Annotated in this window: 24 protein-coding genes and 1 pseudogene; 9 read left to right on the forward strand and 16 right to left on the reverse strand. The window is 70.6% G+C overall.

Going from position 1 to position 26148, the window contains the following annotated elements; translation table 11 throughout:
• The first annotated feature begins 202 nt into the window (after positions 1 to 202).
• A complete protein-coding gene (locus tag OG303_RS04330; RefSeq protein ID WP_405864885.1) occupies positions 203 to 1207 on the forward strand; it encodes a sugar ABC transporter substrate-binding protein in 1005 nt (334 codons plus the stop codon).
• A gap of 52 nt (positions 1208 to 1259) precedes the next feature.
• Here the strand turns inward: OG303_RS04330 and OG303_RS04335 are convergent, their stop codons facing one another.
• Positions 1260 to 2261, reverse strand: a complete 1002-nt coding sequence (locus OG303_RS04335) for a LacI family DNA-binding transcriptional regulator (protein ID WP_405864887.1) — start codon at positions 2259 to 2261, stop codon at positions 1260 to 1262.
• A 204-nt stretch (positions 2262 to 2465) separates the two neighbouring features.
• On the opposite strand from OG303_RS04335, the gene OG303_RS04340 reads away from it, so the two are divergent.
• From OG303_RS04340 to OG303_RS04355, 4 genes are read left to right on the forward strand one after another with little or no spacing between them, the layout of a single operon-like run.
• The gene (locus tag OG303_RS04340) at positions 2466 to 3416 is read left to right on the forward strand and encodes a TIM barrel protein (RefSeq protein WP_405864889.1); all 951 of its coding nucleotides are present in this window, start codon (positions 2466 to 2468) and stop codon (positions 3414 to 3416) included.
• A gap of 10 nt (positions 3417 to 3426) precedes the next feature.
• Positions 3427 to 4860, forward strand: a complete 1434-nt coding sequence (locus OG303_RS04345) for a sugar porter family MFS transporter (RefSeq protein ID WP_405864891.1) — start codon at positions 3427 to 3429, stop codon at positions 4858 to 4860.
• Between the two features lie 55 nt (positions 4861 to 4915).
• On the forward strand, positions 4916 to 5932 hold the full coding sequence (locus OG303_RS04350; RefSeq protein WP_405864893.1) for a Gfo/Idh/MocA family oxidoreductase: 1017 nt from the start codon (positions 4916 to 4918) through the stop codon (positions 5930 to 5932).
• Positions 5929 to 6795: a sugar phosphate isomerase/epimerase family protein gene (locus OG303_RS04355; RefSeq protein ID WP_405864895.1), complete on the forward strand. Its 867-nt coding sequence runs from the start codon at positions 5929 to 5931 to the stop codon at positions 6793 to 6795. Before OG303_RS04350 ends, OG303_RS04355 begins: the two co-directional genes overlap by 4 nt.
• Before the next feature lie 162 nt (positions 6796 to 6957).
• Here the strand turns inward: OG303_RS04355 and OG303_RS04360 are convergent, their stop codons facing one another.
• From OG303_RS04360 to OG303_RS04370, 3 genes are all read right to left on the reverse strand, one after another.
• The gene (locus tag OG303_RS04360; protein WP_405864897.1) at positions 6958 to 7770 is read right to left on the reverse strand and encodes an inositol monophosphatase family protein; all 813 of its coding nucleotides are present in this window, start codon (positions 7768 to 7770) and stop codon (positions 6958 to 6960) included.
• Positions 7771 to 7773: 3 nt separating this feature from the next.
• Entirely contained in the window at positions 7774 to 8214 is a 441-nt protein-coding gene (locus OG303_RS04365; RefSeq protein ID WP_405864899.1) for an OsmC family protein, read from the reverse strand.
• A gap of 87 nt (positions 8215 to 8301) precedes the next feature.
• Positions 8302 to 9390 carry a PP2C family protein-serine/threonine phosphatase gene (locus OG303_RS04370; protein ID WP_405864901.1) on the reverse strand — a complete coding sequence of 363 codons (1089 nt, stop codon included), beginning with the start codon at positions 9388 to 9390 and terminating at the stop codon, positions 8302 to 8304.
• 331 nt (positions 9391 to 9721) lie between these two features.
• Between OG303_RS04370 and OG303_RS04375 the strand changes: the two genes are divergently transcribed.
• The gene (locus OG303_RS04375; RefSeq protein ID WP_405864902.1) at positions 9722 to 10114 is read left to right on the forward strand and encodes an ATP-binding protein; all 393 of its coding nucleotides are present in this window, start codon (positions 9722 to 9724) and stop codon (positions 10112 to 10114) included.
• Positions 10115 to 10204: 90 nt separating this feature from the next.
• Here OG303_RS04375 and OG303_RS04380 read toward each other — a convergent pair whose 3' ends face one another.
• Positions 10205 to 10705 carry a cysteine dioxygenase gene (locus OG303_RS04380; protein ID WP_405864904.1) on the reverse strand — a complete coding sequence of 167 codons (501 nt, stop codon included), beginning with the start codon at positions 10703 to 10705 and terminating at the stop codon, positions 10205 to 10207.
• Between the two features lie 40 nt (positions 10706 to 10745).
• The gene (locus OG303_RS04385) at positions 10746 to 11636 is read right to left on the reverse strand and encodes an amidohydrolase (RefSeq protein WP_405864906.1); all 891 of its coding nucleotides are present in this window, start codon (positions 11634 to 11636) and stop codon (positions 10746 to 10748) included.
• A gap of 253 nt (positions 11637 to 11889) precedes the next feature.
• Here OG303_RS04385 and OG303_RS04390 point away from each other — a divergent pair, with 253 nt between their 5' ends.
• Both OG303_RS04390 and OG303_RS04395 read left to right on the forward strand, forming a co-directional pair.
• A complete protein-coding gene (locus OG303_RS04390; protein WP_405864908.1) occupies positions 11890 to 12894 on the forward strand; it encodes a LacI family DNA-binding transcriptional regulator in 1005 nt (334 codons plus the stop codon).
• A 54-nt stretch (positions 12895 to 12948) separates the two neighbouring features.
• Positions 12949 to 13740 carry an SGNH/GDSL hydrolase family protein gene (locus OG303_RS04395; RefSeq protein WP_405864910.1) on the forward strand — a complete coding sequence of 264 codons (792 nt, stop codon included), beginning with the start codon at positions 12949 to 12951 and terminating at the stop codon, positions 13738 to 13740.
• 100 nt (positions 13741 to 13840) lie between these two features.
• Here the strand turns inward: OG303_RS04395 and OG303_RS04400 are convergent, their stop codons facing one another.
• Both OG303_RS04400 and OG303_RS04405 read right to left on the reverse strand, forming a co-directional pair.
• A complete protein-coding gene (locus OG303_RS04400; RefSeq protein ID WP_405877073.1) occupies positions 13841 to 14725 on the reverse strand; it encodes a hypothetical protein in 885 nt (294 codons plus the stop codon).
• 51 nt (positions 14726 to 14776) lie between these two features.
• Positions 14777 to 15202, reverse strand: a pseudogene (locus OG303_RS04405) (cellulose binding domain-containing protein); the annotation flags it as partial.
• Positions 15203 to 15551: 349 nt separating this feature from the next.
• On the opposite strand from OG303_RS04405, the gene OG303_RS04410 reads away from it, so the two are divergent.
• Positions 15552 to 15914: a hypothetical protein gene (locus tag OG303_RS04410; protein ID WP_405864912.1), complete on the forward strand. Its 363-nt coding sequence runs from the start codon at positions 15552 to 15554 to the stop codon at positions 15912 to 15914.
• Positions 15915 to 16053: 139 nt separating this feature from the next.
• Here the strand turns inward: OG303_RS04410 and OG303_RS04415 are convergent, their stop codons facing one another.
• The 8 genes from OG303_RS04415 to OG303_RS04450 all read right to left on the reverse strand — a co-directional run bounded on the left by OG303_RS04415 (position 16054) and on the right by OG303_RS04450 (position 26039).
• On the reverse strand, positions 16054 to 17316 hold the full coding sequence (locus OG303_RS04415; RefSeq protein WP_405864914.1) for a PP2C family protein-serine/threonine phosphatase: 1263 nt from the start codon (positions 17314 to 17316) through the stop codon (positions 16054 to 16056).
• Positions 17317 to 17401: 85 nt separating this feature from the next.
• Positions 17402 to 18130 carry an alpha/beta fold hydrolase gene (locus OG303_RS04420; protein ID WP_405864915.1) on the reverse strand — a complete coding sequence of 243 codons (729 nt, stop codon included), beginning with the start codon at positions 18128 to 18130 and terminating at the stop codon, positions 17402 to 17404.
• A 34-nt stretch (positions 18131 to 18164) separates the two neighbouring features.
• Positions 18165 to 18875 (reverse strand): maleylpyruvate isomerase family mycothiol-dependent enzyme, encoded by a 711-nt coding sequence (locus OG303_RS04425; RefSeq protein ID WP_405864917.1) that lies wholly within the window; start codon positions 18873 to 18875, stop codon positions 18165 to 18167.
• Positions 18872 to 19705 (reverse strand): fumarylacetoacetate hydrolase family protein, encoded by an 834-nt coding sequence (locus tag OG303_RS04430; protein ID WP_405864919.1) that lies wholly within the window; start codon positions 19703 to 19705, stop codon positions 18872 to 18874. The genes OG303_RS04425 and OG303_RS04430 overlap by 4 nt, the downstream gene beginning before the upstream one ends.
• A complete protein-coding gene (locus tag OG303_RS04435) occupies positions 19702 to 20808 on the reverse strand; it encodes a cupin domain-containing protein (protein ID WP_405864921.1) in 1107 nt (368 codons plus the stop codon). The genes OG303_RS04430 and OG303_RS04435 overlap by 4 nt, the downstream gene beginning before the upstream one ends.
• A complete protein-coding gene (locus OG303_RS04440; protein ID WP_405864923.1) occupies positions 20798 to 22471 on the reverse strand; it encodes a (2,3-dihydroxybenzoyl)adenylate synthase in 1674 nt (557 codons plus the stop codon). Before OG303_RS04440 ends, OG303_RS04435 begins: the two co-directional genes overlap by 11 nt.
• 11 nt (positions 22472 to 22482) lie before the next feature.
• Positions 22483 to 24525 (reverse strand): acetate--CoA ligase family protein, encoded by a 2043-nt coding sequence (locus OG303_RS04445; RefSeq protein WP_405864925.1) that lies wholly within the window; start codon positions 24523 to 24525, stop codon positions 22483 to 22485.
• Positions 24522 to 26039, reverse strand: coding sequence for an FAD-dependent monooxygenase (locus tag OG303_RS04450; RefSeq protein WP_405864927.1), 1518 nt, complete (start codon positions 26037 to 26039; stop codon positions 24522 to 24524). Before OG303_RS04450 ends, OG303_RS04445 begins: the two co-directional genes overlap by 4 nt.
• Positions 26040 to 26148 lie beyond the last annotated feature (109 nt).

The following is a 26148-nucleotide window of genomic DNA, read 5'->3' on the forward strand; positions in this document are numbered from 1 at the left end:
GCCACCGGCCCGCTTCGCCGGAACGAGCAAGCCTTTACCACCGACGTCATGAGGGACCTCCCCGCCACGGCGCCGCAGCCGGGCCGCCCCGGCCCACCGCAGACATCACGGCATCGGCGACCGCGGCCCCGTCGCCGCACGGCGTCCGACCGCCGTCGCGCCCCTGAAATGACCCCAACGAGCACAGCGAGGTGCAAGGGACATGCACAGAAACCATCGAGCCGTCGCACTGGCCGCCACCGTCCTGGCCGGCGCCCTGTTCGCCGCCGGCTGCTCGAGCAGTTCCGGCGGCAAGAAGTCCGAGGAGGGCGGTGCGGACGCCTCGGCGGGCAAGGCCACCACGCCCCGTATGACGGTGGCCATGGTCACCCACGCCTCCCCCGGCGACACCTTCTGGGATCTCATCCGCAAGGGCGCCCAGGCCGCCGCCGCCAAGGACAACATCAAGCTCGTCTACTCGTCCGACCCCAACGCCGGCAACCAGGCCAACCTGGTCCAGAACGCCATCGACCAGAAGGTCGACGGCATCGCGCTGACCGCCGCCAAACCCGACGCCATGAAGAGCATCGTCGGCAAGGCCAAGGCGGCCGGCATCCCGGTCGTCGGCTTCAACTCCGGTGTCGACGACTGGAAGAAGCTCGGCATGCTCGAGTACTTCGGCCAGGACGAGAACATCGCCGGCCAGGCCTTCGGCCAACGCCTCAACCAACTCGGCGCCAAGCACGCCCTCTGCGTCATCCAGGAGCAGGGTCAGGTCGCCCTCGAAGCCCGCTGCGCCGGCCTGAAGAAGGGCTTCACCGGCAAGACCGACATCCTGTACGTCAACGGCACCGACATGCCCTCGGTGAAGTCGACGATCACCGCCAAGCTCAAGCAGGACACGTCCATCGACCAGGTCGTCACCCTCGGCGCCCCGATCGCCCTGACCGCCGTGCAGTCGCTGTCCGACTCGGGCTCCAAGGCCAAGATCGCCACCTTCGACCTCAACAAAGAACTCGTCTCCGCCGTCCAGAAGGGCACCATCGAGTTCGCCGTCGACCAACAGCCCTACCTGCAGGGCTACTTGGCGGTCGACGCCCTGTGGCTCTACAAGACCAACGGCAACTTCAGCGGCGGCGGCACCGCACCCGTCCTCACCGGCCCCGCCTTCATCACCAAGGACAACGCCGACACCGTCGCCGAGTTCGCCGCCAAGGGAACGCGATAACCGGTCCGCCTCCACCCAAGCGCCCCGGAACCGTACGTCACGTCCACCGCTCTCAGGCGGACGGTTCCGGGGCCGGTCCGCTGGTCCCGCGGACCACCAGCTTCGGGTCCAGCACCGCCTCCCGCGGTTCCAACTCCGGCTTCTCCAGCCGTTCCACGGCGAAGCGCACCGCATGCTCCGCCATGAGCCACGCGTCCTGACGCACGGTGGTCAGCCCCATCGGCATCAGGTGGGAGAGATGACTGTCGTCGTATCCGACGACGGACAGATCGCGCGGCACCTCGAGGCCCGCCCGCGTCAGGACCATCAACAGACCCCACGCACAACGGTCGTTGCCCGCGAGAACCGCGGTCGGCAGGGGCAGGCCCCGGTCGCGCTCCGCCAGGAGCAGATGTCCGGTCTCGATACCGGACTGCTCGGTGTGCTCACCGGGGATCACCCGCACCTCGGCCTCCAGACCGTGGCGGCGCATCGCCGCCCGGTAGGCACGCCGACGGTCCGCCGATCCGGGGCCACGACCACCGTCGATGTGCACGATCCGGCGGTGCCCCAGTTCGACGAGGTGATCCATCGCCTGTCGCACTCCCTTGCCCTCGGCGCTGTGCACGAAGTCCACGCGGGCGCGCGGGACCCTGCGGCTCACCGAGACAGTGACCGCGCGCTGCCCGAGCTCGTCGAGGTAGGCGGCCTCCGCGTCGGAGCCGAGCAGGATCAGCGCCTCGCAGCGGTGGCCGAGCAGCGCCTCGACGGCCTTGGCCTCGCTGCGCCCCTGAGCGGACGCGGAGAGCAGCACGTCGTAGCCGAGACGTTCCGCCTCGGGGTAGATCCCCTCGATGAGGTCCGTGTGGAAGGTCTGGTGCACGGTGAACATCACACCGATCGTGCGGCTGCGGCCGCGGGCCAGCAGCCGGGCCGCGCTGTCGGGGCGGTAGCCGATCTCGTCCGCGACCCGCAGGACCCGCTCCCGGGTCTCCTCGCTCGCCCCCGGCTGGTTGCGGAACACGATCGAGACGAGCGCCCGGGAGACGCCCGCCTTCTCGGCGACGTCCGCCATCGTGGGCCGCTGCTTGCCCGATGCATCCACCTGTGAACCCGCCCTCCGACGTCGCCCCACTTTAACGGGCAGTCGAGAAATCCCCCGGCAACAAGCTATTGACATGACATTTGGACAGGGGTCATCGTACTCGGACTAGAGCGCGCTAGTAGAGCGCACCAGAACATTCTTCCCAACCTCCCTCCTCCTCTCCAAGGAGACGCCATGGCAACGGCGCCATCCCCGCTCCGCACCACCGTGGGCAATCTCTGCCTGGGCTCCGCCCCCGACTCCTGGGGCATCTGGTTCCCCGAGGACGAGCACCAGGTGTCGTACACCCGATTCCTCGACGAACTCGCCCAGGCCGGCTACCAGTGGCTGGAGCTCGGCCCGTACGGCTACCTCCCCACCGACCCGCAGCGCCTCAAGGCGGAGCTCGACGCCCGTGGGCTCCAGGTTTCCGGCGGCACCGCGTTCGGCGCGCTGCACCGTCCGGAGGCCTGGGACGACATGCTCGCCCATGTGCGCCAGGTCGCCACGCTGACGGCCGCCGCGGGCGCCCACCACCTCGTTCTCATCCCGCCCATGTACCGGGACGAGAAGACGGGCGATTTCACCGAGTCACCGGAACTGACCGCCGAGCAGTGGGCAGGGTTCGGACAGGCCGCCGACCGGCTGGGCAGGTTGCTGCTCGACGAGTACGACGTACGGCTCGTCGTCCACCCGCACGCCGACAGCCACATCCAGACGCAGCCCGAGATCGAGCGCCTGCTCAACGAGTCCGACGGCCGGTACACGAACCTCTGCCTGGACACCGGGCACGTGGCGTACGGCGGCGGTGACAGCCTCGGCCTGATCCGCCGCTTCGGCGAGCGCGTCGGCTACGTGCACATCAAGCAGATGGACCCGGAGATCCTCGCCCAAGTGACCGCCGAGGACCTGTCGTTCGGCGAGGCCGTCAAGCGTGGGGTGTGCGTCTCCCCGCCCGCGGGGGTGCCCGACCCGTCCGCGGTGGTGGCCGAACTGGCCGAGCTCGACGCCGAGTTGTTCGTGATCGTCGAGCAGGACCTGTACCCGTGCGCGCCCGAGGTGCCGCTGCCCATCGCGGTCGGCACGCGCGAGCACCTGGCCGGCTGCGGTCTGTCCGGTACCCGACGCCCCAACGACAACCGATAGGAGGCGGCACATGGACGTCAGGAACGACGCGACTCAGGCTTCCGGCCGGCCGACGACGCTCACGAACACCCCGTCCGCGGCGGTGTCGCAACGACTGCGGCTCATCACCGTCATCGCCACCTTCGGCGGACTGCTCTTCGGGTACGACACCGGCGTCATCAACGGTGCCCTGCCCTACATGAGCGACGACCTCGGCCTGACCCCTTTCACCGAGGGCATGGTCACCAGCTCGCTCCTGCTGGGTGCGGCGCTCGGCGCGGTCGCCGGCGGCCGGCTCTCCGACGCGCGCGGCAGGCGCCGTACGATTCTCGTCCTCGCCGTGCTGTTCTTCGTGGGCGCGCTCGGCGCCACGCTGGCCCCCACCACCGCGATCATGATCGTGGCCCGCTTCGTGCTCGGTCTCGCGGTCGGCGGGGCATCGGTGACCGTGCCGGTCTACCTGGCGGAGATCTCGCCCGCCGAACGGCGGGGCGCACTCGTCACCCGTAACGAACTGATGATCGTCAGCGGGCAGTTGCTCGCCTTCACCTCCAACGCGATCATCGCCAACGTGGGGGGCGAGTCCGGCGGTGTCTGGCGCTGGATGCTGGTGATCGCCACACTCCCGGCCGTGGTGCTGTGGTTCGGCATGCTGGTCATGCCGGAGAGCCCGCGCTGGCTGGCCTCGAAGACCCGCTTCGGCGAGGCCCTCGAAGTGCTGAAGCAGGTGCGGTCCCGGGCTCGGGCGGAGGCCGAGCTCGCCGAGGTCACCGCGCTCGCCGTGAAGGAGGAGCGGGAGAGCCTGGGCGGCTGGCAGGACCTGCGGTCGACACCGTGGGTGCGCAAGTTGATGTTCGTGGGCTTCGGCATCGCGATCGTGCAGCAGATCACCGGCGTCAACACGATCATGTACTACGGCACCCAGATCCTCACCGACGCCGGTTTCACCGCCGACAGCGCCCTGACGGCGAACATCGCCAACGGCGTGATCTCGGTTCTCGCCACCTTCGTCGGCATCTGGCTGCTGAGCCGCGTCAACCGCCGCCCGATGCTGATGACCGGTCAGATCGGCACCACGGCCGCCTTGTTGCTGATCGGCGTGTTCTCGCTGGTGCTGCCGTCCGGCGACGGCCGGGCGTTCGCGGTGCTCGCCATGACCGTCACCTTCCTCGCCTTCCAGCAGGGCGCGATCTCGCCGGTGACCTGGCTGATGCTGTCGGAGATCTTCCCGATGCGGATGCGCGGCTTCGGGATGGGCGTCGCGGCCGTGGTGCTGTGGCTGACCAACTTCGTGATCGGTCTCGTCTTCCCGTCCCTCGTGTCCGGGATCGGGGTCTCCAACACGTTCTTCCTGTTCGTGGTGGCCGGCGTCTTCTCGTTCACCTTCGTCAAGCGCTACGTCCCCGAGACCAAGGGCCGCACCCTCGAAACCCTCGAAGCCGAACTCCGGGCGCGCTTCTCCTGACGCCCTCGACGCCCCCTCATCTGCCCCCTGGAACGACCCCCTCGAAGGAAAGACCATGACTGTACGCGTAGGAGTCATCGGCGCCGGCTGGATCGGCCAGGAGCACATCCGACGCCTCACCGACACCATCACCGGCGCCCGCGTCACCGCTGTCACCGACATCGACGCGGCCCGCGCCGAGGAGGCGGCGGCGCCGGTCGGCGCCCGAGTGCTGCCCGACGGCGCGGCCGTGGTCGCGGCGGACGACGTCGACGCGGTGCTCGTGACGTCCTGGGGCCCGACCCATGCCGAGCATGTGCTGAACGCGATCGCCGCCGGGAAACCGGTGTTCTGCGAGAAGCCGCTCGCCACCACCGCCGAGGACTGTCTGAAGATCGTCGAGGCCGAGGTCGCGCACGGCCGCCGCCTGGTCCAGGTCGGTTTCATGCGCCGCTACGACGCCGGTTACCGGCAGATGAAGCAGGTCATCGGCTCCGGCCGCATCGGCGAGCCGCTGATCGTGCACTGCGCCCACCGCAACCCGACGGTCCCCAAGGCGTACACCTCGGCGATGGCCGCCCTGGACACTGCGGTGCACGAGGTGGACGTGCTGCGCTGGCTGCTCGACGATGAGATTGTCTCCACCCAGGTGGTCACCCCGCGCGCCACGGGCAAGCGGTTCGCGCACCTCAAGGACCCGCAGATCATGCTCTTCGAGACCGCGAAGGGCGTCCGTATCGACCTCGAGGTCTTCGTCAACTGCCAGTACGGCTACGACATTCAGTGCGAGGCGGTCGGCGAGGAAGGTCTCGTACGGCTGCCCGACCCCGCCTCGGTCGGTGTGCGCACCGCCGGACGGCACAGCACGGAGGTGCTGACGGACTGGGTGGGCCGCTTCGCGGACGCCTTCGACACCGAGTTCCGTGAGTGGATCGCGGGTCTCGCCGCCGGCGACGAGCCCAACGGCCCTTCGGCGTGGGACGGTTACGCCGCGACCGTCATCACCAGCGCGACCGTCGAGGCCCTGGAGTCGGGCCGGGTCGTCGCCACGGATCTCAAACCCCGCCCCGCTTTCTACGGAGGTGCCGCGTGAAGATCGCCCTCGACCCGTACATGTTCCGTGCCCTGCCGATCGACGACATGGTGCGCACGGTCGCCGAACTCGGCTACGAGTACATCGAGTTGTCGCCGCGTGACGACTTCATGCCGTTCTTCCTGCACCCGCGGGCGGACGACGAACGGGTCGCCGAGCTGAAGAACTCCCTGCGCACGCACGGCGTCCAGCTCTCCTCCGTGCTGCCGCTGTACAAGTGGTCCTCACCCGACGAGTCCGAGCGGCAGGCCGCCGTCCGCTACTGGAAGCGGATGATCGAGATCACTGCCGACCTCGAATGCCCGCTGATGAACTCGGAGTTCAACGGTCGCCCCGAGCGCGCCGCCGAGAGCGAGGCCGCCTTCTGGCGCTCGTTGGAGGAGCTGCTGCCGCTGTTCGAGCGCGAAGGCATCGCCCTCAACCTGGAGGCGCACCCGGACGACTTCTGCGAGGAGAACACCCCGGCGGTCGATCTCGTCCGCGCCATCAACAAGCCGTGGGTCAACTACCTGTACTGCGCACCCCACTCCTTCCACCTCTCCGGCGCAGACCCGACGGCAGACATCGCGGCGATGATGCGCCACGCCGGTGACAAGCTCCAGCACGTGCACATCGCGGACTCCTTCAACCACAAGGGATCCAGCGGCCTGCGCTACATCCTCAACCCTCCCGGCACCGCCGCCCGTATCCACCAGCACCTCGACATCGGCCAGGGCGAGGTCGACTGGGACGCGTTCTTCGGCACGCTGCGCGAACTGAACTTCGACGGCGTCGCCACAGCCTGCGTCTTCGCCTGGGAGGAACGCGCCAAGGATTCCTCGGCCTTCATGCTCGACCGCATCACCAAGGAGCTCACCGCCTGAACGGCCGGCACACCAAGGGGAGATGACACGCGCCACGGCGCCCGGAGGCTGGGCATCCGACTACACCGGCCACATACCGGCCGGAGGACGCCCAGCCTCCCCTCACAGCGTCCACCCCACGAAAAGGGTCGGTCACCGGGGTCTGAGCACCTCCCCCTCCGGCTACCGCTCCGGTTCCGGCCTCACCGTCGTACGCCACAACTCCCGCGCCTCGTCCGCGACCCCGGGGACGGCCAGCAGCAACGGCTCGTCGTACGCCGGGAGTTGCGGCGTCGCCACCGCGCCCGCCTCCGTCGCGATGAGCAGGGCGGGCAGGCCGTCCACCGGGTGGAACTCGCCGATCGCCGCCGCCGAGGCCCGGCCCGCGGCGACCTGGACCAGGGACAGGGCCGTCGAGCCCATGACCCGTACCGTGCAGTGGCGGTCCGCCAGTTCGGCCAACAGGGCGTCCATGCCCGGCCAGTGGGCGTGCGCCGCCCACTCCGTCATGAACACGTGGCCTGTGAGCGTCTCGTGCGCCGCCGCCCGGATGGGGACCCCGTTCAGGTACGCTCCCCCGCCCCGGGCCGCCGTGAACACCTCGCCGCGCCACGGGTCGGCCACCACACCCAGCAACGGACTCCCGTCCGGCTCCGCCAGCCCCAGCGAGAAGGAACACCAGCCAAGGCCGTGCGCGTAGTTGGTGGTTCCGTCCACCGGGTCGATCACCCAGTGCGGCGCACCCGATGTCCCCTCCTGGACGCCGTACTCCTCACCGTCGATCCCCCAGTCCGGGAACTCCCGCCGCAACACGGCCCGTACATGGGTTTCGACCTCCTCGTCCTTGTCCGTGACGATGTCCGCGGGGCTCGCCTTCTCCCGGACCGGACCGGTCGGGCCCACGCCCGTGCCGCTTCCGCCGCGGATCGTCTCGCACGCCCACTCGGCCAGTTCCAGGGCCACCCGCAGAGCACGGTCCAGCTCGTAGTCGCTCACGGCTCAGGCTTCCTCGACCGTGGCGGTGACGGGCGTGCCGATCTCGACCGTGCGGCTGACCGTGCAGAGGCGGTCGTGGGAGGTCTTGACGGCCCGGGGCAGGATCGCCCGGGCCCGATCCGCGCCCTCGCCGCTCGGGAAGGCGACGGAGAAGGTGACCTCGAGATCGGTCATCCGGTTGCCCAGCTCGTCATTGATCTTGTCGCCGGTCACCGCGACGGAGAACCTGGTGGGCTCCGCGTGGCGACTGACGGCGACGTCCACGTCCACGGCCGTGCAGCCTCCGATCGCGGCGAGCAACAACTCGACCGGGGTGAACTCGGCCTCCCTGTCCGGATCGGAACCGGTTCCGAAGCTGATCGTGCCGCCGCGGGCGTTCGTCGCGACGAAGTGTCCGGTGCTGGTGCGCTCGACGGTGACGGAGCGCAGGGAGTCTTCGGTCATGCGGACGACATTAGTGCCGCACAACGAGGGGACCGTGACTGACCCTCTGGCTCCATCACCCTTCGCATCGCGGACCCGAACTGCACCTCACACGGCGTCGACGGATTCCCCCGGCGCATGACGGTGATAGCGCAGCAGGAGCATCGCCGCGTCGTCGTGGGGCGGTCCGGCGGCGTGCCGGACAAGGTCCTCGCGCAGTGTGTCCAGCGCGCCCTGGGCGTCGGCGTCCTTGAGGAGGTACGCCCGCTCGCCGAGTGGATAGAAGTCACCGTGATCGTCGCGTGCCTCGGTCACGCCGTCGGTGTACAGCAGCAGTTGCTCGCCCGGCGCGAAGCCGACGGAGAACGGTTTGGGGCTGCCGCTTCCCTGCACCCCGAGGCCCAGGGGCAGCGCGTATTCCGACGGCTGCGGGAAGTCGGCGGTGCCGTCCTCGTGCACGACCATCGGCGGCGGGTGACCGTAGTTCAGGAAGACCACCTCGTGGTGCTCGCCGACCTCGGCGAGGACCGCGGTGACGAACTTCTCCCCCTCCAGCACCCGGGCCACGCTGCGCTCCAGGCGCTCGCCCAGACCGACCAGGTCGGGTTCGTCGTGCGCCGCCTCCCGGAACGCGCCGAGCACCACGGCGGCCGTCTCGACCGCGGCCAGCCCCTTGCCCTGCACATCGCCGACGATCATCCGCACGCCGTGCGGGGAGGCGACCACCTCGTACAGATCGCCGCCGATACGGGCTTCCGCCACGGCCGAGGTGTACGACACCGCCGCCTGCAAGGGCCCGGCCGTCAGGGGCACCGGCCGCAGCAGCACGCGCTGGGCCACCTCCGCGATCGACCGCACATTGGCAAGCTCGGCCTCACGGCGACCGCGCATCACAGCGGCCGCGAGACCCGCGCCGGTCACCCCGACCACCGACACCATCGCCATGAAGCCCCGGCGTTCCTGGAACAACCCGTCGTACAGGCCGAGTGCCACGCACAGCAGCAGGGCGGCCGCGCCGAACCATGCCGTACGGCGCCATCCTCCGACGAGTCCGGCGAAGGCCGGCCCGAGTGACGCCAGTGGCAGGAAGCCCACTCCGGGCCCGGTGACGATGTCCCCGACCGCGACCACGGCCATCGCCAGGACAGGCAGCCAGGACAGCACCGTGTGACTGTGCTGCGGCCTTTTTGCAGCCATGGCGTGCTCCATCGGCGTCGCGGCATCCGGGAGCCGCCTTCCGCAGGGGCCCCTTCCCCACCTTGGACTCTCCACAGGCTGCCAGGCAATCCGCGCCGCCCGCCCGACCCTTTACCCAATTGAGGCCGAGGGATGATATTTCCCAACCCGTGGACACGCCCAGAGGCAGGCAGGGTTGCCGATCTCGGGCACAGGGCATCACGAGTGGGCAGGACCGGCCGCGCAAGAGATGCAGCGGCCCCGGTGGGCGGAAAGACCGCGGGGATACCGGGTGTCCTAGGAGGGGATGTGATCCGCCATGCGTACGCACAGGCGTACCCATGGGCGTTCCGTGCGAGTGGAGTATCTGCTGCTCGACGAGGCCGCGTCCGCAGGCCGGGCACGAGGGCTCACCTCGAAGTTCCTCGCCCGCTCCCGCCCTCGGACGGCTCGGGTGGAGGCCGAGCAGATCGACGACGTGAAGCTCGTCGTGTCCGAACTGGTCGCCAACGCCACCCAGCACGGCCGCAGCGCGTGCCGCCTGCGGCTGCAGGTGTCGGAGGAGCGGGTGACCGTCGAGGTGTACGACGACAGCCCGATTCCGCCTCGCGTGCGGCCGTTCACCGCCGACGGTGAGAGCGGACGTGGTCTGGCCATGGTGCGCTGCCTGGCCCAGCACTTGGACGTCACCGCGGTCACCGGGGGTGGCAAGCGAGTGCGGGCGGTCATGGCTCTGTCGAGCTAGTGCCGCAACAGGCAACGTTCGCCGCGGCACTGGCCGCGCGGGCGGCAGGGACCTCCGCCCGCCTTCGAACTTCTGCGCCTGCCCCCGCTGTCAGGCGGCCGGGGCGTCCAGCGGCCGCAGTTCGTCCGCGTACGAAACGGAGATCCGGCGCATCAGGCCGTCCGCGGCGATGTCGTACTGGCCCAGACGCCACAGCGGCGGCGAATAGGCGTGGATCGAGACGGCGTCGTCGGTCGCGCCGGTGAGCCGGTGGATGTGTTCCGGGCCGAAGCAGAACGACTCGCCGGCCTCGAAGGTGACGGAGCAGTGGATGCCGCCGATGCGGGGCGTGGACTCGTTGAGTTCGCCCTGGACGACGGTGACGGCGCCCCCGGATGTGTCGTGGTCGTGCCAGCCCGTGTCGTTCTGCCGGGTCCAGCACAGCAGCCAGACGTCGACGTATTCGTCGCGGTACAGGGATGCGTAGTGCCGCTCGTGGTCGGAGAAGGCCACGTGTGCGTGCCAGAGGTCCGGGCGGTCGGCCAGGTCCGTGACAAGTGCCTGGAGTTCGCGCTTGTCGAGGGTCCGCTCCGGCAGGGACTCGTACGTCATATGTGGCTCCTTTCAGGGCTGTGTCCGGCCGGGGCACGGTTCAGGCGCGGCCGTGCAGCAGGCGGGCGGGGTTGGCGGTGCGCAGGGCGTGGACGGCTGCGTCCGCGCCTAGGTCGGGGATGACGGGCGGTGCGTACGGGCGGTCGCTGCCACTGACGACCACGTCGATGCCGACGGCCCGGACGAGTACGTCGACGGTCCGGGTGCCGTAGGAGGAGGTCTCGTAGAACACGTCGAAGTCGATCTCGCCGCGCCCGCCGCCGCGGGCTGCGAGGCGCTCTCCGTGCAGGGGGGCGAGGCCCGCGAGGGCGGCGAAGCAGACGCGCAGGCGCGGGTGGCGGGCGCGGCCGAAGGCGCGGAAGGCGTACCAGGACGCGTGCATCTGCTGCAGATACGGGACCAGGGCCGGCCACCACGGCGGGGCGCCGTCGGCGGGCGGAGCCGGGCCAGGATGGATGAAGAGGGGCTTGTCGTGGCGGGTGAGGACGTCGAGGAGGGGTGCGCAGTGGGCCCAGCCCGCCGCGTCGAGGACGGCGGTGGCGGGGAGTTGGAGACCCACGCAGCCGCGGCCGAGCTCGCGTTCCACGGCCTCGGGATCGCCTGCCGACAGGCAGGCCGAGGCCCAGACCCCGAAGGGAGCCGGGAGCGCAAGGGCGCCGTCATGGAACGCGGCCAGCAGTGGATCGGCCTGGGCGGGCGGCAGGTACTCGATGCCGAGAGGGCTGGAGAGGGACACCAGAGCCAGGTCGAGGCCGTCGTCGGCGGCGAGGCGGGTGCGGGCCGCGATGTCGTGGTCGGCCGGGTCGACGCCGTAGGGCGGCTCGCCGGACAGGTGCAGGGTCCAGCCGTCGAGGTACGGGGGTGTCGTGCGGGAGCGCAGCAGCTCGACGAGGGCGGGCGGCCAGATGTGCTGGTGAACGTCGGTGAGCACGCGGGACGGTCCTCTGGACGGGCAAGGAACTGATCGGTCGGCCGGGGGTGGCCAGACGGTTGTTCAGGCGGTGTTCAAGCGGTTGGTTAAGCGCTTCACTTATGCGGTTAACTTAACCGCTTAACAAGACGATCTGTCAAGCGTGCGGCGGCGACCGCGACTGCGGCCGGGCCCGCCCACGGACAGGCTTTCAGTCACTCCGGCGGCGGGCCACGTGCTCCCGATGCGTATACATCCCGGTAGGCTTCCCGGCATGGCCAGGCCCAACAAGCGCACCACCCTCCGGGAGGTGGCCGAGGCCACGGGCCTCTCCACCGCAGCCGTCTCCTACGCCCTGCGCGGCAAACACGTCTCCAAGGAGACCGAGGAGCGGGTACGCAGGGCCGCAGCCGAACTCGGCTACGAGGCCGATCCCATCGCCCGCGCCCTGGCCAGCGGCCGCACCAGCATGGTCGGCGTCCTCGCGGGCGACCTCCAGGACCTGTGGCAGCAGCAGTTGATGGCGGCCATCGGCCGGGAACTGCTGGCCGGCGACCGCTACGCGCTGATCCTGGACGCGGGCGGCGACCCCGACCGCGAGCTGGTCCTCGCCAAGCAGCTGCGCGACCAGCGGGTCGACGCGCTGCTGGTGTCTCCCGTGAACCCCTCCGCGGAGGGCTGGGCCGCGATCGCGGACGCACTGCCGGTGGTGGCCGTCGGCGACTCGCTGAGCCGGGCCCGCACGGCCGGTTCGGTCATCTTCGACAACCGGGCCGGCATCGACGCCGTACTGGAGTATCTGCACGGACTCGGCCACCGCCGGGTGACCGTGCTGACCCCGACCCGTCCGAGCACACCGGACCGGCCGGCCGACGTCTACGTGGGCGAGGCGGCCGGCCGGCTCGGGTTGAAGGCCGAACTGGTGCCCTGCCCGCAGGAGTTGGGCGAGGCGACGGCGGTGGCGCGCCGCGTTCTGCAGAGCGCGCACTCGCCGACCGCCGTGTTCTGCTTCTCGGACTCGCTGGCGTACGGGGTGTACGCGGCGGCCGCGGAGGACTCCGTGGAGGTGGGCCGGGACGTCTCCGTGGTCGGCTTCGACGACCATCCGGTGTCGCGGGTGCTCACGCCGCCGCTGACCACGGTGGACTGGGGGCTGAGCGAGATCGCGGCGGAGGCCGCACGGCTGACCGTCGCGGCGATCGAGGGGAAGCGGGTACGCAAGAAGCGGGTGTTGTGCGCACCGCGGATGCGTGAACGCGGGTCGACCGTGCGGGCCTGAACTCAGACCGTGCGGGCCTGAACTCAGAATGAACCGAAGATAGACTCACGCGGCATGACCGTCTCGCACCTGTTCCTGCGCTACGTCGCGATCGGTGACAGTCTCACGGAGGGCATCGGCGATCCCGGCCCGACGGGCGGACACCGCGGCTGGGCCGACCGGTTCGCCGAGACCCTCGCGGTAGCCCAACCCGGCCTGACCTACGGCAATCTCGCCGTGCGCGGCAAGACCAGCGGTCAGATCAAGGCGGATCAGCTGGGCCCCGCTCTCGCGTTGCGCCCGGACCTGGTGACGGTGACGGCGGGCATGAACGATGTCGTACGGCCGCGCTTCGACCCCGAGTCGGTCGCCGCGAACATCGAGGAGATGTTCGCCCGCCTGACCGCCTCGGGCGCTCGCGTCGCCACCATGACCTTCCCCGACCTGGGCAAGGTCTCGCCGGTCGCGCGCCGGGTACGGCCGCGGATCCTCGACCTCAACTCCCGTGTGCGCGTCATCGCGGCGCGACACGGCGTCGCCGTCCTGGACGTCTTCCCGCACGCGTTCACGGCCGACCCTCGGCTGTGGAGCAACGACCGGCTGCACGCGAGCCCGATCGGGCACGAGCGGATCGCCGCCGGCATGGCCCACACGCTCGGCCTGCCGGGCTACGAGGATTGGCCCGATCCCCTGCCCGCACAGTCCCCCGTCCCCGCCCTGCGCGCCCGGGCGGCCGATGTGCGCTGGGCCGTGGACCATGTCGGCCCGTGGCTGTGGCGACGGCTGCGTGGTCATGTGCCGGGCGACGGGTTCTCGGCGAAGCGGCCCGTGCCGGGACCCGTGAGGCCACAGCATGCGGCCGGCTGACGGACCGCATCGGGATCTTGGATTTTACGGCCCCTCACCGCACTCGAAGAGCACGGTGAGGGGCCGTGGACAGTCGTCGTCGGCGCCCTGACGAAGCTGTCTAGTAGCCGTAGCGGTTCTTCACATGCCGCCAGAAGTCCCGCAGCATCCACTGGTCGAACGTCGTGATCTCGGTGGCGCTGCCGGCGTTCATGATGAAGCTGGAGACACCGGTCGGCGTCCAGTCGTAGAAGTCGTCCAGGCCGAAGGTGTGGCCCACCTCGTGCAGGTAGACGTGCATGTTCTCCTGGCCGAGGGCTCCCACGAAGTACTCCTCGCCGACACGCTGACCCCAGTCACCGCCGGCTCCGCCCTCGAAACCCTTGGTGAGCCACAGCGACTCGTCGTAGTGCTCAGCCTCCTTGCCGGGGCACTGGGAGTAGTCGCCGTCCTGGTGGAAGAAGCGTCCGCAGTCGGGCGAGCACTGCGGGGCCCCCGAGTCGTCGAGCACACCCGCGTAGACCTTCACGGAGTCGTCGGACCACTGGAGGGTGGAACGGTCCTTGACCGCCCAGCCGACGACGTTGACCTTGACGTCGGTGTACGGCCAGGCCTCGAAGCCCTTGCCGTCGTCCACCATGGCGTGGATCCACTTGTTGAACTGCGTCTGGAGCGCATCCTGGATCTTGTCACGGGTGGTGGAGGTCACCGGGGTGTCGGAGTCCCAGCGCACGCAGTAGTTCAACGTGCCCTTGGTGGCGATGAGTTGGTCCCAGCCGTAGTTCTTGAAGCCGTACAGGTCGGAGTACGTCGTCTCGACGTGGTTCCAGACCTCGTCGAGCGGCTTCGCCAGGTTGGACGGCGGGTTCCACTCGTCGGCGGCCGCCTCGGGTGTTGCGGTGGCGGACGCGGAGGGGCTGGGGGTGGCGCTCGCCGATGCCTTCGCGGTGGCCGTGGGGGTGGCGGTCGGCGTGGGGCTGCGGGACTCGCTGAACGTCGGCGTCACACTGGCGGAGGCGCTGGGGGTCGCCGTGCCGGCGGTTTGGCACTGCTTCCCGTTCAGCTTGAACGACTTGGGTGCCGGGTTGGTTCCCGACCAGGACGCCAGGAAGCCGGTGCTCGCCGAACGGCCCGCAGCCAGCGTGCCGTTCGAGGCAGTGTTGGTGACGGTCACCTTCTTCCCGGACTGCTTCCACTCTCCGTTCCAGCCCCGCGAGACCTTCTGGCCCCCGCCGAAGGTGAAGGCGAGCTTCCAACTGCTCAGCGACGTGCTCCTGTTGTTGGTGACGGTGACCGTGCCCTGGAAGCCGTCTCCCCATTGAGAGGTGACCTTGTAGGACACGCTGCACGCGGAGGACGCGCCGTTCGCCAGCAACGGCACCGCCGCGACACCCCCTGCCACCAGGACGCCCGCGACGGCGACGGGAACAGGCCTGAGAAAGCGTCTGCGCAGGCGGTGGTTGGCGGGAGATCTCGAACTCATGGGTGACTCCTGAGCGATGCAGTGCTGTGAAGGTGCTTCGGGTGTGAATCCGGTGTGGAATCCCCGAAGTTCCCCCTAGTCGCCACCCATCGCGATCAGGTTGCCGCCGGATTCCAACCCTGCCGGTGGGTTCGGATCGGTGAGCCGGGAGCGAAAGCGGCCCTCGGTTCGCGAAGGCGGCCTTCGACTCGGCGAGCCGGCGCCCAGACAGGTGTTGAACAGGCCTGACCGAACGAGGAGATCACCTCAGTCGCGTACCTCTTCGGGAGGGGTCCCAGGAACGGCGGGTTAGAAATGCCGACCGGGAATCCCCCCGTGGAAACAGGAGGTCCAACTGATGAGTTCGGGCATGCGCCGACGAGCCGCGACGGCTGCCGTGACACTGACCATGGCGGGCGCACTGGGCTTCGGCATGATGACGCCGACTGCGTTCGCCGCCGGCAACGGGCCCTGCTACGACGGGCGGTGCAAGATCACCGTGTCAGCGCCCAAGACCATCAAGGTCAGCAGCCGCAAGTTCGGGTTCGGGAAGTTGAAGATCACGCACATCAGCTCCGGGTCCGTGCGGATGTCGACCACCACCACGGGCGGTGGGTACCTGGGCGGCAGCACCAGCCCGGGCGGCACCGTCAAGTTCAACAACCTGAAGATCTGGGTGAAGTCGGTTTCCGGCTCCAAGGCCAAGCTCCAACTGTTCCCGACGTCCCACTGAGCATGTCGCGGACCCCGGCGCGTTCGTCTCGCGCCGGGGTCTGCCGCTTTCCGGACAGGGTCATGGGCCGTGGCCATGGGTCACGAGATCCTGGCGGGCCGGCGAGCTGACGGGCCGGCGAGCTGACGGGCTGATGGGCTCATCGGCGTTCGACGTGGCTGGGGCGTGCGGCCAGGACCGCCACGTCGTCCTCGGCGTGCCTCGCGACCAGGCGGGCGAGGACGGTGTCCAGGACGCTTTCGACCCTGGCCGCGGGCGCGAAGCGGATCCGGGCGAGCCGGTCCAGGGACACATCGATGTCCTCGCCGCGGCGCTCGACGAGGCCGTCGGTGAACATCAGGAGGGTCTGGGCCTCGTCCAGGCGGTAGGTGGTGGCCTCGTAGCCGCCGAACCCGGTGCCCAGGGGCGGCCCGACCGGCACCGGCAGCGATGAGGTCTCGCCCTGTCCGCTGATCACGACGGGCGGCAGATGACCGGCACCGGCCAGCGTCATCTGACCGCGCACGGGATCGACCCGGGCGATCAGGCAGGTGGCCGGTCTTCGGCCCGGTTCGCGCGCGGCCATGTCGTCCAACCGACGCAGGATGCGATGGGGCGGCAGGTCGGCGGCGGCGAGGGAACGCAGGTCGGAGCGGTAGGCGGTCATGTCGACGGCGGCTTCGACACCGTGTCCCATGACGTCACCGACGACCAGCAGGGTGCGTCCGAAGTGCAGCCGAACGGTCTCGCACCAGTCGCCGCCGACCAGGGCGCGCTTGCCGGCCGGCAGGTAGCGGGTGGCCACGTCGAGGTTGGGGTGCGGCCGTCCGGGCTCGGCGCGAAGGGCGCGCTGGAGGTCTCCGGCGGTCCGGCTCACCTCGGCGTGCTCCCGGGCGTGGCGGATGTGCGAGGCGGCCCGTTCCGCCAGGAGAGCGAACAGGTCCGCCTCGGTGTGCGTGAAGTGGCCGCCGTCCCGCGCGCACACCAGGATGCCGTAGCGGTGTTCGCCGGTGGCCAGCGGTACGCAGAGGGCGGGTCGGGCCCGGCCGACCCCGGATTGGGCGACGTGCTGTTCCCCCCTTCCGTCGACCGCCGGGGACGTCATGTCGCGCGCGACGCCCGCGGCCCAGCGGGCGTCCGGCAGGACATCCGGGTCTCCGGCGATGGACTCGTAGCCCGAGACGGTCACTCCGTGGACCCGCATGACCGCTGCCGAGCAGCCGAATCGCCCGGCGACGATGCGAGTGAGCTCCGCGCAGGTCGTGCCCTCGTCGAGCGTCGTGCCGATCCCGGCCATCACCGTCCGCAGCGCCCCCGGCGCCACCCAGGTGCCGCCCGGCAGGCCGTACGAGTCCGCGCGCCGGGCCACGTCCTGCGCTGCGGGACCACGGAGCGACCGGATCAGTCGCGCGACTCCGAACACCTGCAAATCGTGACAAACCTAGGTGCGGCCTGCACCACGCACCGAGCGGCCGTCGAGACCGCCCGGGTCTCTCCGGAAGGCCGCTCTACACGGCGCAGGCCCGGACGAACGCGTCGGCCAGTTCGGCGGGGCGGGTGAAGAGGGCCTCGTGACTGCCGGGTGTCTCGATGAGCAGCGGGTTCTTCAGGCGCTGGGGGAAGCGCTCGGCCCAATGCCACTCGCCGGGGAGGGAAAGGTCGTCGGTCGACAGAACGTACGCGGTGGGGATGTCGAGAGCATAGAAGGCGCTCGTGTCCGGCTTCTCGGTGAAGGTGCCCAGCGGCTGCGGGACGAGCAGGGAGTGAACAATTCGCTGCGTCTCCTCGTCCGCGTCCTGCATGAAAGCCTGCCGGAACACCTCCAGCGGGAACGTCACCGAGTTGTTGCCGGAGGCGGCTGCCACGGCGCGGAACATCTCGCCGTAGTGCGGCGGGCACGCGTCGATCAGCGACTCGCCGTCGTTCGGCACGAACGCGCTCCAGAAGACAAGGCGCTTGAGACGGGACGCGAGGCGGGGCGCGGCGCCCGTCAGGACGTAGCCGCCCCAGCTGTGGCCGACCAGCGTGATGCCGTCCAGGCCGGCGCTTTCGACGTAGTCCACGAGGCTGTTCACGCAGTCGGTGAGGGTTACGTCGCGCGGGTCGTCCTCGGCACCCAGTCCGGCCAGAGTAGGCGTGTACACCTGGTGGCCGGCGGCTCTCAGCTCGCGGGCGACGGGGCGCCAGGACCAGCCGCCGTGGCAGGCGCCGGTGACCAGGACGAAGGTTTCACTCATGTCGATCTCCTTTGATCGCGTGGGAAGAAGTGGCTCACAACCAGCGGGGAAGGCTGGGGAGTTCGCCCGTGACGTGCGGTTCTTCGGTGCCGCTCCGGCCTGTGAGCCAGGCGGCAAGGGCGGCCGGCGGTCCCATGACGGTGCCTCCGGCGGACGGCGTTCCCAGCGCGACAGTGCCGTGGCCCTCCGCCCTCAACTCGGCGCCGATACCCGGGTCGAGGCGGGCCGACATCCATCCGGCCACATCGCGTACGAGGGCCCAGGCGAGGTCGGTTGGCAGTGTGTCCATTCCGACGCCCACCCGCAGGTCGACCAGGTGGATCCAGACCTCGCGGGCGCGCAGCCACGGCACTTCGGACGCCGGGATCTCGCGGCCCTGCCCGCTGACGACGGTGGCTGACCAGGCGTCGTCCGACAGGGCCTCGGCGGCTTTCCAGAAGCGGGCGGCGGACTCCCGTACGTCCGCCTGCTGTTCGGCCATAGGCCGTCCGGCACCCGCCTCGATGTCCGTGACGCGCTGGTCCGGTGAGGTGTACATGGGTGTCGGGATGCCCGTCCGGGCCCAGGTCAGCAGGTTGACGAGGGCGTCGGCGTTGCGGGCGAGGTGGGTGAGCAGATGGCCGCGGGTCCAGCCGGGCAGCGCCGACGGTGCGGTGACCTCGTCCGCCGACAGCGCGTCGACCGCCTGTTGGAGTCGGCACTGTCCGTCCTCGACCCACCCGAGGACCCGTTTCGGGTCTCTCACGCCTTGTCCTCGACGACCGTGTTCACGCACTCCCCGACACCCTCGACCACGGTGCGTACCACCTGCCCGGGCTTCAGGAAGACCTTCGGGTCGCGGGCCGCGCCCACCCCGCCCGGGGTACCGGTGAGGACGAGATCGCCCGGCTCCAGGGTCGTGAACGTGCTCAGGTACGCGGCGATGTCCGCCGGGCTGAACAGCAGATCGGACGTGCGTGAGCGCTGCATGACCTCGCCGTCGACCTCGAGACGGATCTCCAGGTCGGCCGCGTCGTCGATCTCGTCGCCGGTCACCAGCCAGGGTCCGGCCGGCGTGCTGGCCTCCCACGCCTTGCCCTGCAGCCACTGCGGGGTGCGCCACTGCCAGTCCCGCATGGAGATGTCGTTGACGACGGTGTAGCCGGCGATCGCGGCCGCCGCCTCCTCCTTGGTGGCCCGGCGGCGCAGCTGCGAGCCGATGACGAAGCCGAGTTCGGCCTCCCAGTCCAGTTCCTCGGTCTCCCCCGGGTGGACGATGTCGTCGCGGGCGCCGAGCAGAACGTTGGCGAACTTGCCGAAGAGGGCGGGGTAGGAGGGCATCTCGCGGCCCATCTCCGCTATGTGGGTGCGGTAGTTGTGGCCCACGCAGAAGATCTTGGCGGGGGTCGTGACGACCGGGGCGAGGTCGAGGGCCGCCACGTCGTGCGCCGGACCGTCGGCGGCTGCCGCGTACGCGCGCCAGTCGGGGCGGCGCAGCAGGGCGGCGACGTCGCCGACTCCGGTCTCCACGGCACGGTCGCCGTCGAGGCGGACGGCCGCCGTGCCGTCGGCGGTGCGGATGGTGGCGAGCTTCATGAGGGCGTGCTCCCGGTCGTTTCGGTGCGGGCGAGTGTTTCGGTGCGGGCGAGGTTGAGCGCCTCGTAGAGGGGCGCGTCGTTGAAGGTGAACAGGTCGAGCCGGGTGTCGGCGGCGATGGTCAGGGCGCACCAGGAGGGGACGGCGATGAGGTCGCCGTCGGACACCTCGATCTCGCGGTCGTCGAGAGTGACGGTGCCGCTGCCGCGGAAGACCTGCCAGACGGACGAGCCGACCGTGCGGCGGGTCGCGGTGGTGGTGCCCGGGCGCAGGCGATGCATTTCGGTGCGCAGGCTGGCGAGGGCGTCGCGGCCGGTGGCGGGGTTGGTGAAGCGGATCCCGGCGTGGCCGGGCTCCAGGACGCCGGGGTGCCCCTCGTCCTCCAGCTCCAGCTGGGCGGTGAGTGCGTCGTCGGTGTCGGCCCAACGGTAGGCCATGAGTGGGGAGTTGGGGCTGTCGTCGGCCGAGATCGGGCGCAGGCCGGGGTGGCCCCACAGGCGTTCGTTGCGCGCCCGTGAGGGGGTCGAGCGGTCCGAGACCCCGTCCTCGCCGAACTCGAAGAACCCGGCGTCCAGGCGGTGCACGAGCGGGATGTCGAGGCCGTCGAGCCAGACCATCGGCGCGTCGCCGACGTGGTGGTGGCCATGCCAGTGCATCGACGGGGTGAGCAGCAGGTCGCCGGGGCGCATCTCGACCGCGTCGCCGTTGACGACCGTCCACACGCCCTCGCCCTCCAGGATGAACCGGAAGGCGCCCTGGGAGTGGCGGTGCGCGGGGGCGACCTCGCGCGGGCCGAGGTACTGAACTGCCGCCCACAGGTTGGGAGTTGCGTACGGCCGGCCGGGCAGGCCGGGGTTGGCGAGCGCGATCGCGCGGCGCTCGCCACCGCGTCCGACCGGCACGAGGTCGCCGGCCCGGCGGGCGAGCGGGAGGAGGGTGTCCCAGGGCCAGACGTGCGGGACGGCCTCGGGCTGCGGGGTGAGCGGCATGAGGTTGCCGATCTCGGTCCACAGGGGGATGAGGCCGGCCGCCGCGAATCCGTCGTACAGCTTGCGGAGTTCGGGGTCCGTCTCCTCGGGGGCTATGACGGAGTCACTGGTCATCGGGGGTTCCTTCGGCGTCGATGCGGCGCACGATGTCGGCGCGCAGGGCCTTCTTGTCGATCTTTCCGACCTTGGTGGCGGCGAGTTCGGGGACGGTCACCAGCCGGTCCGGGAACTTGAAGCGGGCGATGCCCGCGGCCTCCATGACGTGGTGGATGTCGTCGAGAGCCACGGTGCGGCCCGGTTCCGGCACCACGTAGAGGCAGACGCGCTCGCCGAGTCGGTCGTCGGGCATCGCCACGGCGGCGGCGCGGGCGATACCGGGGGTCTGGTAGGCGAAGTTCTCGATCTCCTCGGCTGAGATGTTCTCCCCGCCCCGGATGATCATGTCCTTGTCGCGGCCCTCGACGACGAGGTTGCCGTCGGGCAGCAGCCGCACGATGTCGCCGGTGCGGTACCAGCCGTCCTCGGTGAACGCTCGGGCGTTCTGCTCCTGGGCGCGGTAGTAGCCGCGCGGGGTGTAGGGGCCGCGGGTGAGCAGTACGCCCGGGATCCCGTCGGGGACCGGGTTGCCCAGTTCGTCGACCACGAGGAGCTCGTCGTCCTCGCACATGGGGCGCCCCTGCGTCGTACAGATGACGTCCTCGGTGTCGTCCAGCCGTGTGTAGTTGAGCAGGCCCTCCGCCATGCCGAACACCTGCTGGAGGGTGCAGCCCAGTTCGGGGCGGACGCGGCGGGCGACGTGGTCGGCGAGGCGGGAGCCGCCGACCTGGAGGACGCGCAGGGAGCTGAGGTCGACGCCTGGGTGTTCCCGGTGGTGGTCCAGCCAGCGCTGGGCGATGGCCGGGACCAGGGCGGTCGCGGTGACGCCCTCGCGCTCGATCAGCGGGAACGCCTTCTCCGGGTTGGGCGAGCCCAGGACCACCCGGCCGCCATTCAGCAGGGCGCCGAGCAGGCCCGGGCAGGCGAGCGGGAAGTTGTGGCCGAGCGGGAGGGCCGCGAAGTAGACCGTGTCGGGGCCGAATTCACAGACCTCGGCGCTGCGGCGGGCGTTGTAGACGTAGTCGTCGTGTGTGCGGGCGATGAGCTTGGGCAGCCCGGTGGTGCCGCCGGAGAGCAGGAAGACGGCGATCGAGCGGCTGTCGGGCCGGTAGGCGTCCACGGCGGCCCGGTCCGCGGCCGTGCCGGGTGCGGCGCACAACTCCCGCAGGTCCACGGCGTCGTCGCCGACCTTGTCGCCAAGGACGAGAACATGTCGGAGAGTTGGCGAGTCCGCGGCGATCTCGAACGCCATCGCCTGGTGGTCATGGCCCTTGAGGTGGTCGGGTACGGCGACGGCGACCGCCTCGCTGTGCTCGACCAGGTAGCCGACCTCGTGTCTGCGGTGTCCGGGCAGCGCCATCACCGGGATGACGCCGAGGCGCAGACAGGCGTGGACCAGGATCACGAACTCGGCGGTGTTGGGCAGCTGCACGACGAGCCGGTCGTCCGGGCGGAGCCCGAGCGCGGCCAGGCGCAGCGCCACGGCGTCCGCCCGCTGGGCGAGTTGACGGTATGTCAGCCGCCGGTCGCCGTCGACGAGCGCGACCGCGTCGGGAGTCGTGTCGCCGACGGAGTGGAGGCGGTCGCCGATGGCCTGGCCTTCCCAGTAACCCTTCGCGGTGTAGCGCTCGGCGTACTCCACGGGCCAGGGGACAGCGCCGTTGCTGCTCGTCCTTGGCATGGTCGTTCTCCTCAGGTGCGGTCGGCCGTGTGCACGATCACGGCGTCCAGGGCGATGAGCCCGTCGGCGGTGAGTCGCAGGGGGTTGATCTCGATCTCGGCGGTGTCCGGACTCGCGGCCAGAGCGACGGCGAGTGCCGAAACGACCCGCCCGAACTCCGCCCGGTCGAGCACCGGCCCGCCGCGCCAGCCGTCGAGCAGAGCCCGGGCGGCCAGGTCGTCGGGCATCGAGGCGGCTTCGGCGGCGGAGAGCGGGGCGAGCCGGATCGCCACGTCGGCGAGAGCCTCGGCGGCCGTGCCCCCCAGCCCGGCGAGGACGACCGGCCCGAACACGGGATCCCGTCGCACACCGAGCACGAGGTCGACACCGGCCGGGGCCATCGCCTCGACCAGGTAGCGGCGTCCGGGGCCGATGGCGTCCAGCGCCGCGTCGAGTTCGTCGGGGGTGCGCACGCCCAGGTGGACTCCGCCGATCTCCGTCTTGTGGAGGATCGCGGCATCGAGCACCTTGACCGCGACGGGCCCGCCCAGCAGGCGCAGGGCGTAGTGGGCGTGGGCGCGGGAGTCGCAGGCGACGCGATCCGGGGTGCGGATACCCAGTGCCGCGAGGTACGTCTTGGCGGCGTCCTCGTCCAGCGGGCCGGACGGCACGGAGGCGGTCGTCGCCCGCAAGGGCGCATCGGTCCGCACCGCCCGCTGCCGCGCATGGGTCACCAGCGCCCGTACGGCGTTGGCGGCCGAAGCCGGTCCGGTCAGCGCCGGAATCCCCGCCTTGTGCAGCCGCGCCCGCTGTTCGGCCACGTCCTCGGGCAGGCCTCCGACGACCACCACGGCCGGGGAGTCCGCGCCGAGGCCGGCGTCCTGCGCGGCCGAGGCGAGGTCGACGCTGTCGGGCTCGGTGAGGGCGTAGACAGCGAGCAGGTCCACGTCCGCGTCCGTGGCCGTGGCGGCGAGGACGCGGGCGAAGGTCTCGGCGGGACGGCCGGTGTCGACCGGGTTGCGCTGGTAGGTCAGCGGGGGCAGCAGTCCGCTCAGGGTGTCCTGTGTCGTCTCGGCCAGTTCCGGCATCCGGATGCCGTCGGTGCCCGCACGGTCCGCGAGCAGCAGCCCCGGACCGGCCTGGGCGGTCACGATGCCGAGTCCCGGGTCCGGATGGGCGCGCAACTGGATACGGGAGAGGGCCGTGAGCGCGTCCACCATCTCCCGTTCGTCGTCGACGACCACCGCACCGGCCTGCCGGAGCGCGGCGCGCGTCGTACGCCAGGAAGTGGCGAGCGCTCCGGTGTGCGACCGGGCGAAGTCGCCGACGTCGCTGCGGCCGACGACCAGGGCCACGACCGGCTTGACTGCGGCCACCAGGCGTACGGCCTCGACCAGCCGTGGCCCGTCCGGCACCGTCTCCACATGCACGGCGACGGCTGTCGTACGGCCGTCCCCCGCGAGGTGTGCCAGGACGTCCGCGGCGGTGACGTCGAGGCCGGCCCCGATGCCGACGCCGAGGCTGATCCCGTTTCCGGCGGCGACCAGGTCGAAGGAGAGCGCGTGGTTGACGCCGCCGCTGGCCGCGACCACCGCGATGTCCCCGGCGGGAAGCTGCCCCGCGGCGGGCACGAAGCTGGCCGTCAGTCCGAGGTGGGGGGCGAAGAAGCCGGAGGTGTTGGGGCCGAGCAGCCTAATCCCCGTCTCCTGGGCCACGCGGAGCAGTGCCTTCGCGTACTCCTCGCCCTCCGGGCCCGCCTCGCCGAAACCGCCGGCGCAGACCAGCGCGGCACGGCAGCCGGCGGCGGCCGCCTCGGCCAGCGCGTCGGCGCAGCCTGCCGCGGGCACGCACAGAACGGCCAGGTCGAGGCGTCCGTCGGTGTGCGCGGCGGCTTCGGCGACCGAGGCGTACACGCCCTCGTCGGGTTCCGGGCGCCGCGAGTTGACGAGGGCACGGGCGCCGGAGAAGGGGGCCAGTGAGCGGGCCATGGCGGCGCCCAGCTTGCCGCTCTGCCGTGAGGCGCCGATCACGACCACGCCCTCGGGCGCGAACATCGGCGTCAGGTCGGTGCTCATGCCTGCTCCTCCGCCACCAGGTCGGCACGCCCGGACAGCAGCAGCGTCTCGGCCCGGTCGTCGTCCATTCCGTCCTCCACGATCAGCGCGGGCACGCCGTGCACCAGCCGGGCCTGCTCGGCGAGCAGCGACCGGGTGAGCGAGGTTCCGCCCCGTACGGCGACCAGGTCCGGGGGCGTGTCGCCGCTCAGAACGTCGGCCAACTCGTCGTAGACATCGGGCAGTTGAGCCTCGCCGTCCGGCGCGGTGAGCCACAGGCACCCTTCGGTGCGCAACGCCGCGAGCTCCTCGGAGGTCAGCCGCCGTCCGCCGAACTCCCGGAAGGGAGTGGCCAGGGGATCGAGCCCCTCGTGCGCCGCCCGCCAGTCCCGTACGACCTGCTCGACGAAGTCCGGGTCGCGGCGCGCGATCCGTTCCTTGCCGATGCTGCGCGAGATGAAGTGGAAGGCGAACTGCGTCGGTTCGAAGGCGTCGTGGTAGCGCCCGAAGTGCTCCCACCAGGACAGGCTCGGCCGGGCGGAGCGCTGGATCTTCGCCACCGAGGGCTGCCGCACGGCCTCGTACGCCCCCAGGGCGCTCGGCAGGTCGTCGCGGTGGGCGAGGAGGCTGTCGGCGAGGGCGACGGCGTCCTCCATGGCCATCTTGGTGCCGGAGCCGACGGAGAAGTGCGCGGTGTGCGCGGAGTCGCCGAGCAGAACGACGTTGCCGCTGTGCCAGCGCTGGGTGCGGCGGGTGCGGAAGTTGCCCCAGCGGGAGTTGTTGACCAGCAGTTCGTGTCCGTCGATCTGCTCGGCGAAGAGCTTCTCCAGATACGCCTTGGTCTTCTCGTCGCTCGGGCCCGGCGGCTGTGCGGTGTCGAACTCGTCGAGCCCGGCCCGTCGCCAGGACTCCTCGTCGGTCTCGACGATGAAGGTGCTGACGCTGTCGCTGATCGGGTAGCCGTGCACGGCGAAGGTCCCGTGCGGGCCGTGCTCGTGCACGAAGGTCAGGCCGTCGAAGAGGTAGTCCGTGCCGAACCAGATGAACTTGGCGGTCGCGACCTCGACCTCCGGCACCAGCACGTCGGCGAGCCGGTCACGGAACCGGGAGTTCGCGCCGTCGGCGGCCACGATCAGGTCGTAGTCGGCCAACTCGGCGGGATCCGCCGGGATTTCGTGGTTGAACCGGAGCTCGACCCCGACCTCCTCGGCCCGCTCGTGCAGCAGCTGGAGCAGGGTCTTGCGGGTGATGGCGGCCATGCCGTTGCCGCCGCAGCGGATCCGCTGCGCCTTCAGCCGCACCTCGATGTCGTCCCAGTGCCGGCCGTGGTCCGCGAGCGCGGTGCGCAGGACGGGATCCGCCTCGTGGATGGCGGCCAGCGTCGCGTCCGAGAACACCACGCCGAAGCCGAAGGTGTCCTCCGCGCGGTTCCGCTCGAAGACCGTCACCTCGACCGACGGATCGGCCTGCTTGATGAGCGCCGCGAAGAACAGCCCACCGGGGCCGCCTCCCACAACAGCGATCCGAGAAACCATGGCTTCCGCCTCCACGTCGAGTACAGGCCCAGACTCAGGCCCGGACGCATCCTGTGTCAATAGATGCACGGGCGTCAATAATTTGTTGCGCTTCATTGAGGCCGCTCAC

Source organism: Streptomyces sp. NBC_00005 (assembly GCF_045160215.1).
Classification (GTDB): Bacteria; Actinomycetota; Actinomycetes; order Streptomycetales; family Streptomycetaceae; genus Streptomyces.

What these genes read in the sequence shown, in the direction of transcription:
- OG303_RS04380 (WP_405864904.1), bottom strand. Translation starts at nt 10,705, where the DNA reads ATGACGTACGAGTCCCTGCCGGAGCGGACCCTCGACAAGCGCGAACTC.
- OG303_RS04350 (WP_405864893.1), top strand. Translation starts at nt 4,916, where the DNA reads ATGACTGTACGCGTAGGAGTCATCGGCGCCGGCTGGATCGGCCAGGAG.
- OG303_RS04345 (WP_405864891.1), top strand. Translation starts at nt 3,427, where the DNA reads ATGGACGTCAGGAACGACGCGACTCAGGCTTCCGGCCGGCCGACGACG.
- OG303_RS04335 (WP_405864887.1), bottom strand. Translation starts at nt 2,261, where the DNA reads ATGGCGGACGTCGCCGAGAAGGCGGGCGTCTCCCGGGCGCTCGTCTCG.
- OG303_RS04435 (WP_405864921.1), bottom strand. Translation starts at nt 20,808, where the DNA reads ATGACCAGTGACTCCGTCATAGCCCCCGAGGAGACGGACCCCGAACTC.
- OG303_RS04450 (WP_405864927.1), bottom strand. Translation starts at nt 26,039, where the DNA reads ATGGTTTCTCGGATCGCTGTTGTGGGAGGCGGCCCCGGTGGGCTGTTC.
- OG303_RS04420 (WP_405864915.1), bottom strand. Translation starts at nt 18,130, where the DNA reads ATGAGTGAAACCTTCGTCCTGGTCACCGGCGCCTGCCACGGCGGCTGG.
- OG303_RS04440 (WP_405864923.1), bottom strand. Translation starts at nt 22,471, where the DNA reads ATGCCAAGGACGAGCAGCAACGGCGCTGTCCCCTGGCCCGTGGAGTAC.
- OG303_RS04390 (WP_405864908.1), top strand. Translation starts at nt 11,890, where the DNA reads ATGGCCAGGCCCAACAAGCGCACCACCCTCCGGGAGGTGGCCGAGGCC.
- OG303_RS04395 (WP_405864910.1), top strand. Translation starts at nt 12,949, where the DNA reads ATGACCGTCTCGCACCTGTTCCTGCGCTACGTCGCGATCGGTGACAGT.
- OG303_RS04430 (WP_405864919.1), bottom strand. Translation starts at nt 19,705, where the DNA reads ATGAAGCTCGCCACCATCCGCACCGCCGACGGCACGGCGGCCGTCCGC.
- OG303_RS04370 (WP_405864901.1), bottom strand. Translation starts at nt 9,390, where the DNA reads ATGGCTGCAAAAAGGCCGCAGCACAGTCACACGGTGCTGTCCTGGCTG.
- OG303_RS04365 (WP_405864899.1), bottom strand. Translation starts at nt 8,214, where the DNA reads ATGACCGAAGACTCCCTGCGCTCCGTCACCGTCGAGCGCACCAGCACC.
- OG303_RS04330 (WP_405864885.1), top strand. Translation starts at nt 203, where the DNA reads ATGCACAGAAACCATCGAGCCGTCGCACTGGCCGCCACCGTCCTGGCC.
- OG303_RS04410 (WP_405864912.1), top strand. Translation starts at nt 15,552, where the DNA reads ATGCGCCGACGAGCCGCGACGGCTGCCGTGACACTGACCATGGCGGGC.
- OG303_RS04445 (WP_405864925.1), bottom strand. Translation starts at nt 24,525, where the DNA reads ATGAGCACCGACCTGACGCCGATGTTCGCGCCCGAGGGCGTGGTCGTG.
- OG303_RS04340 (WP_405864889.1), top strand. Translation starts at nt 2,466, where the DNA reads ATGGCAACGGCGCCATCCCCGCTCCGCACCACCGTGGGCAATCTCTGC.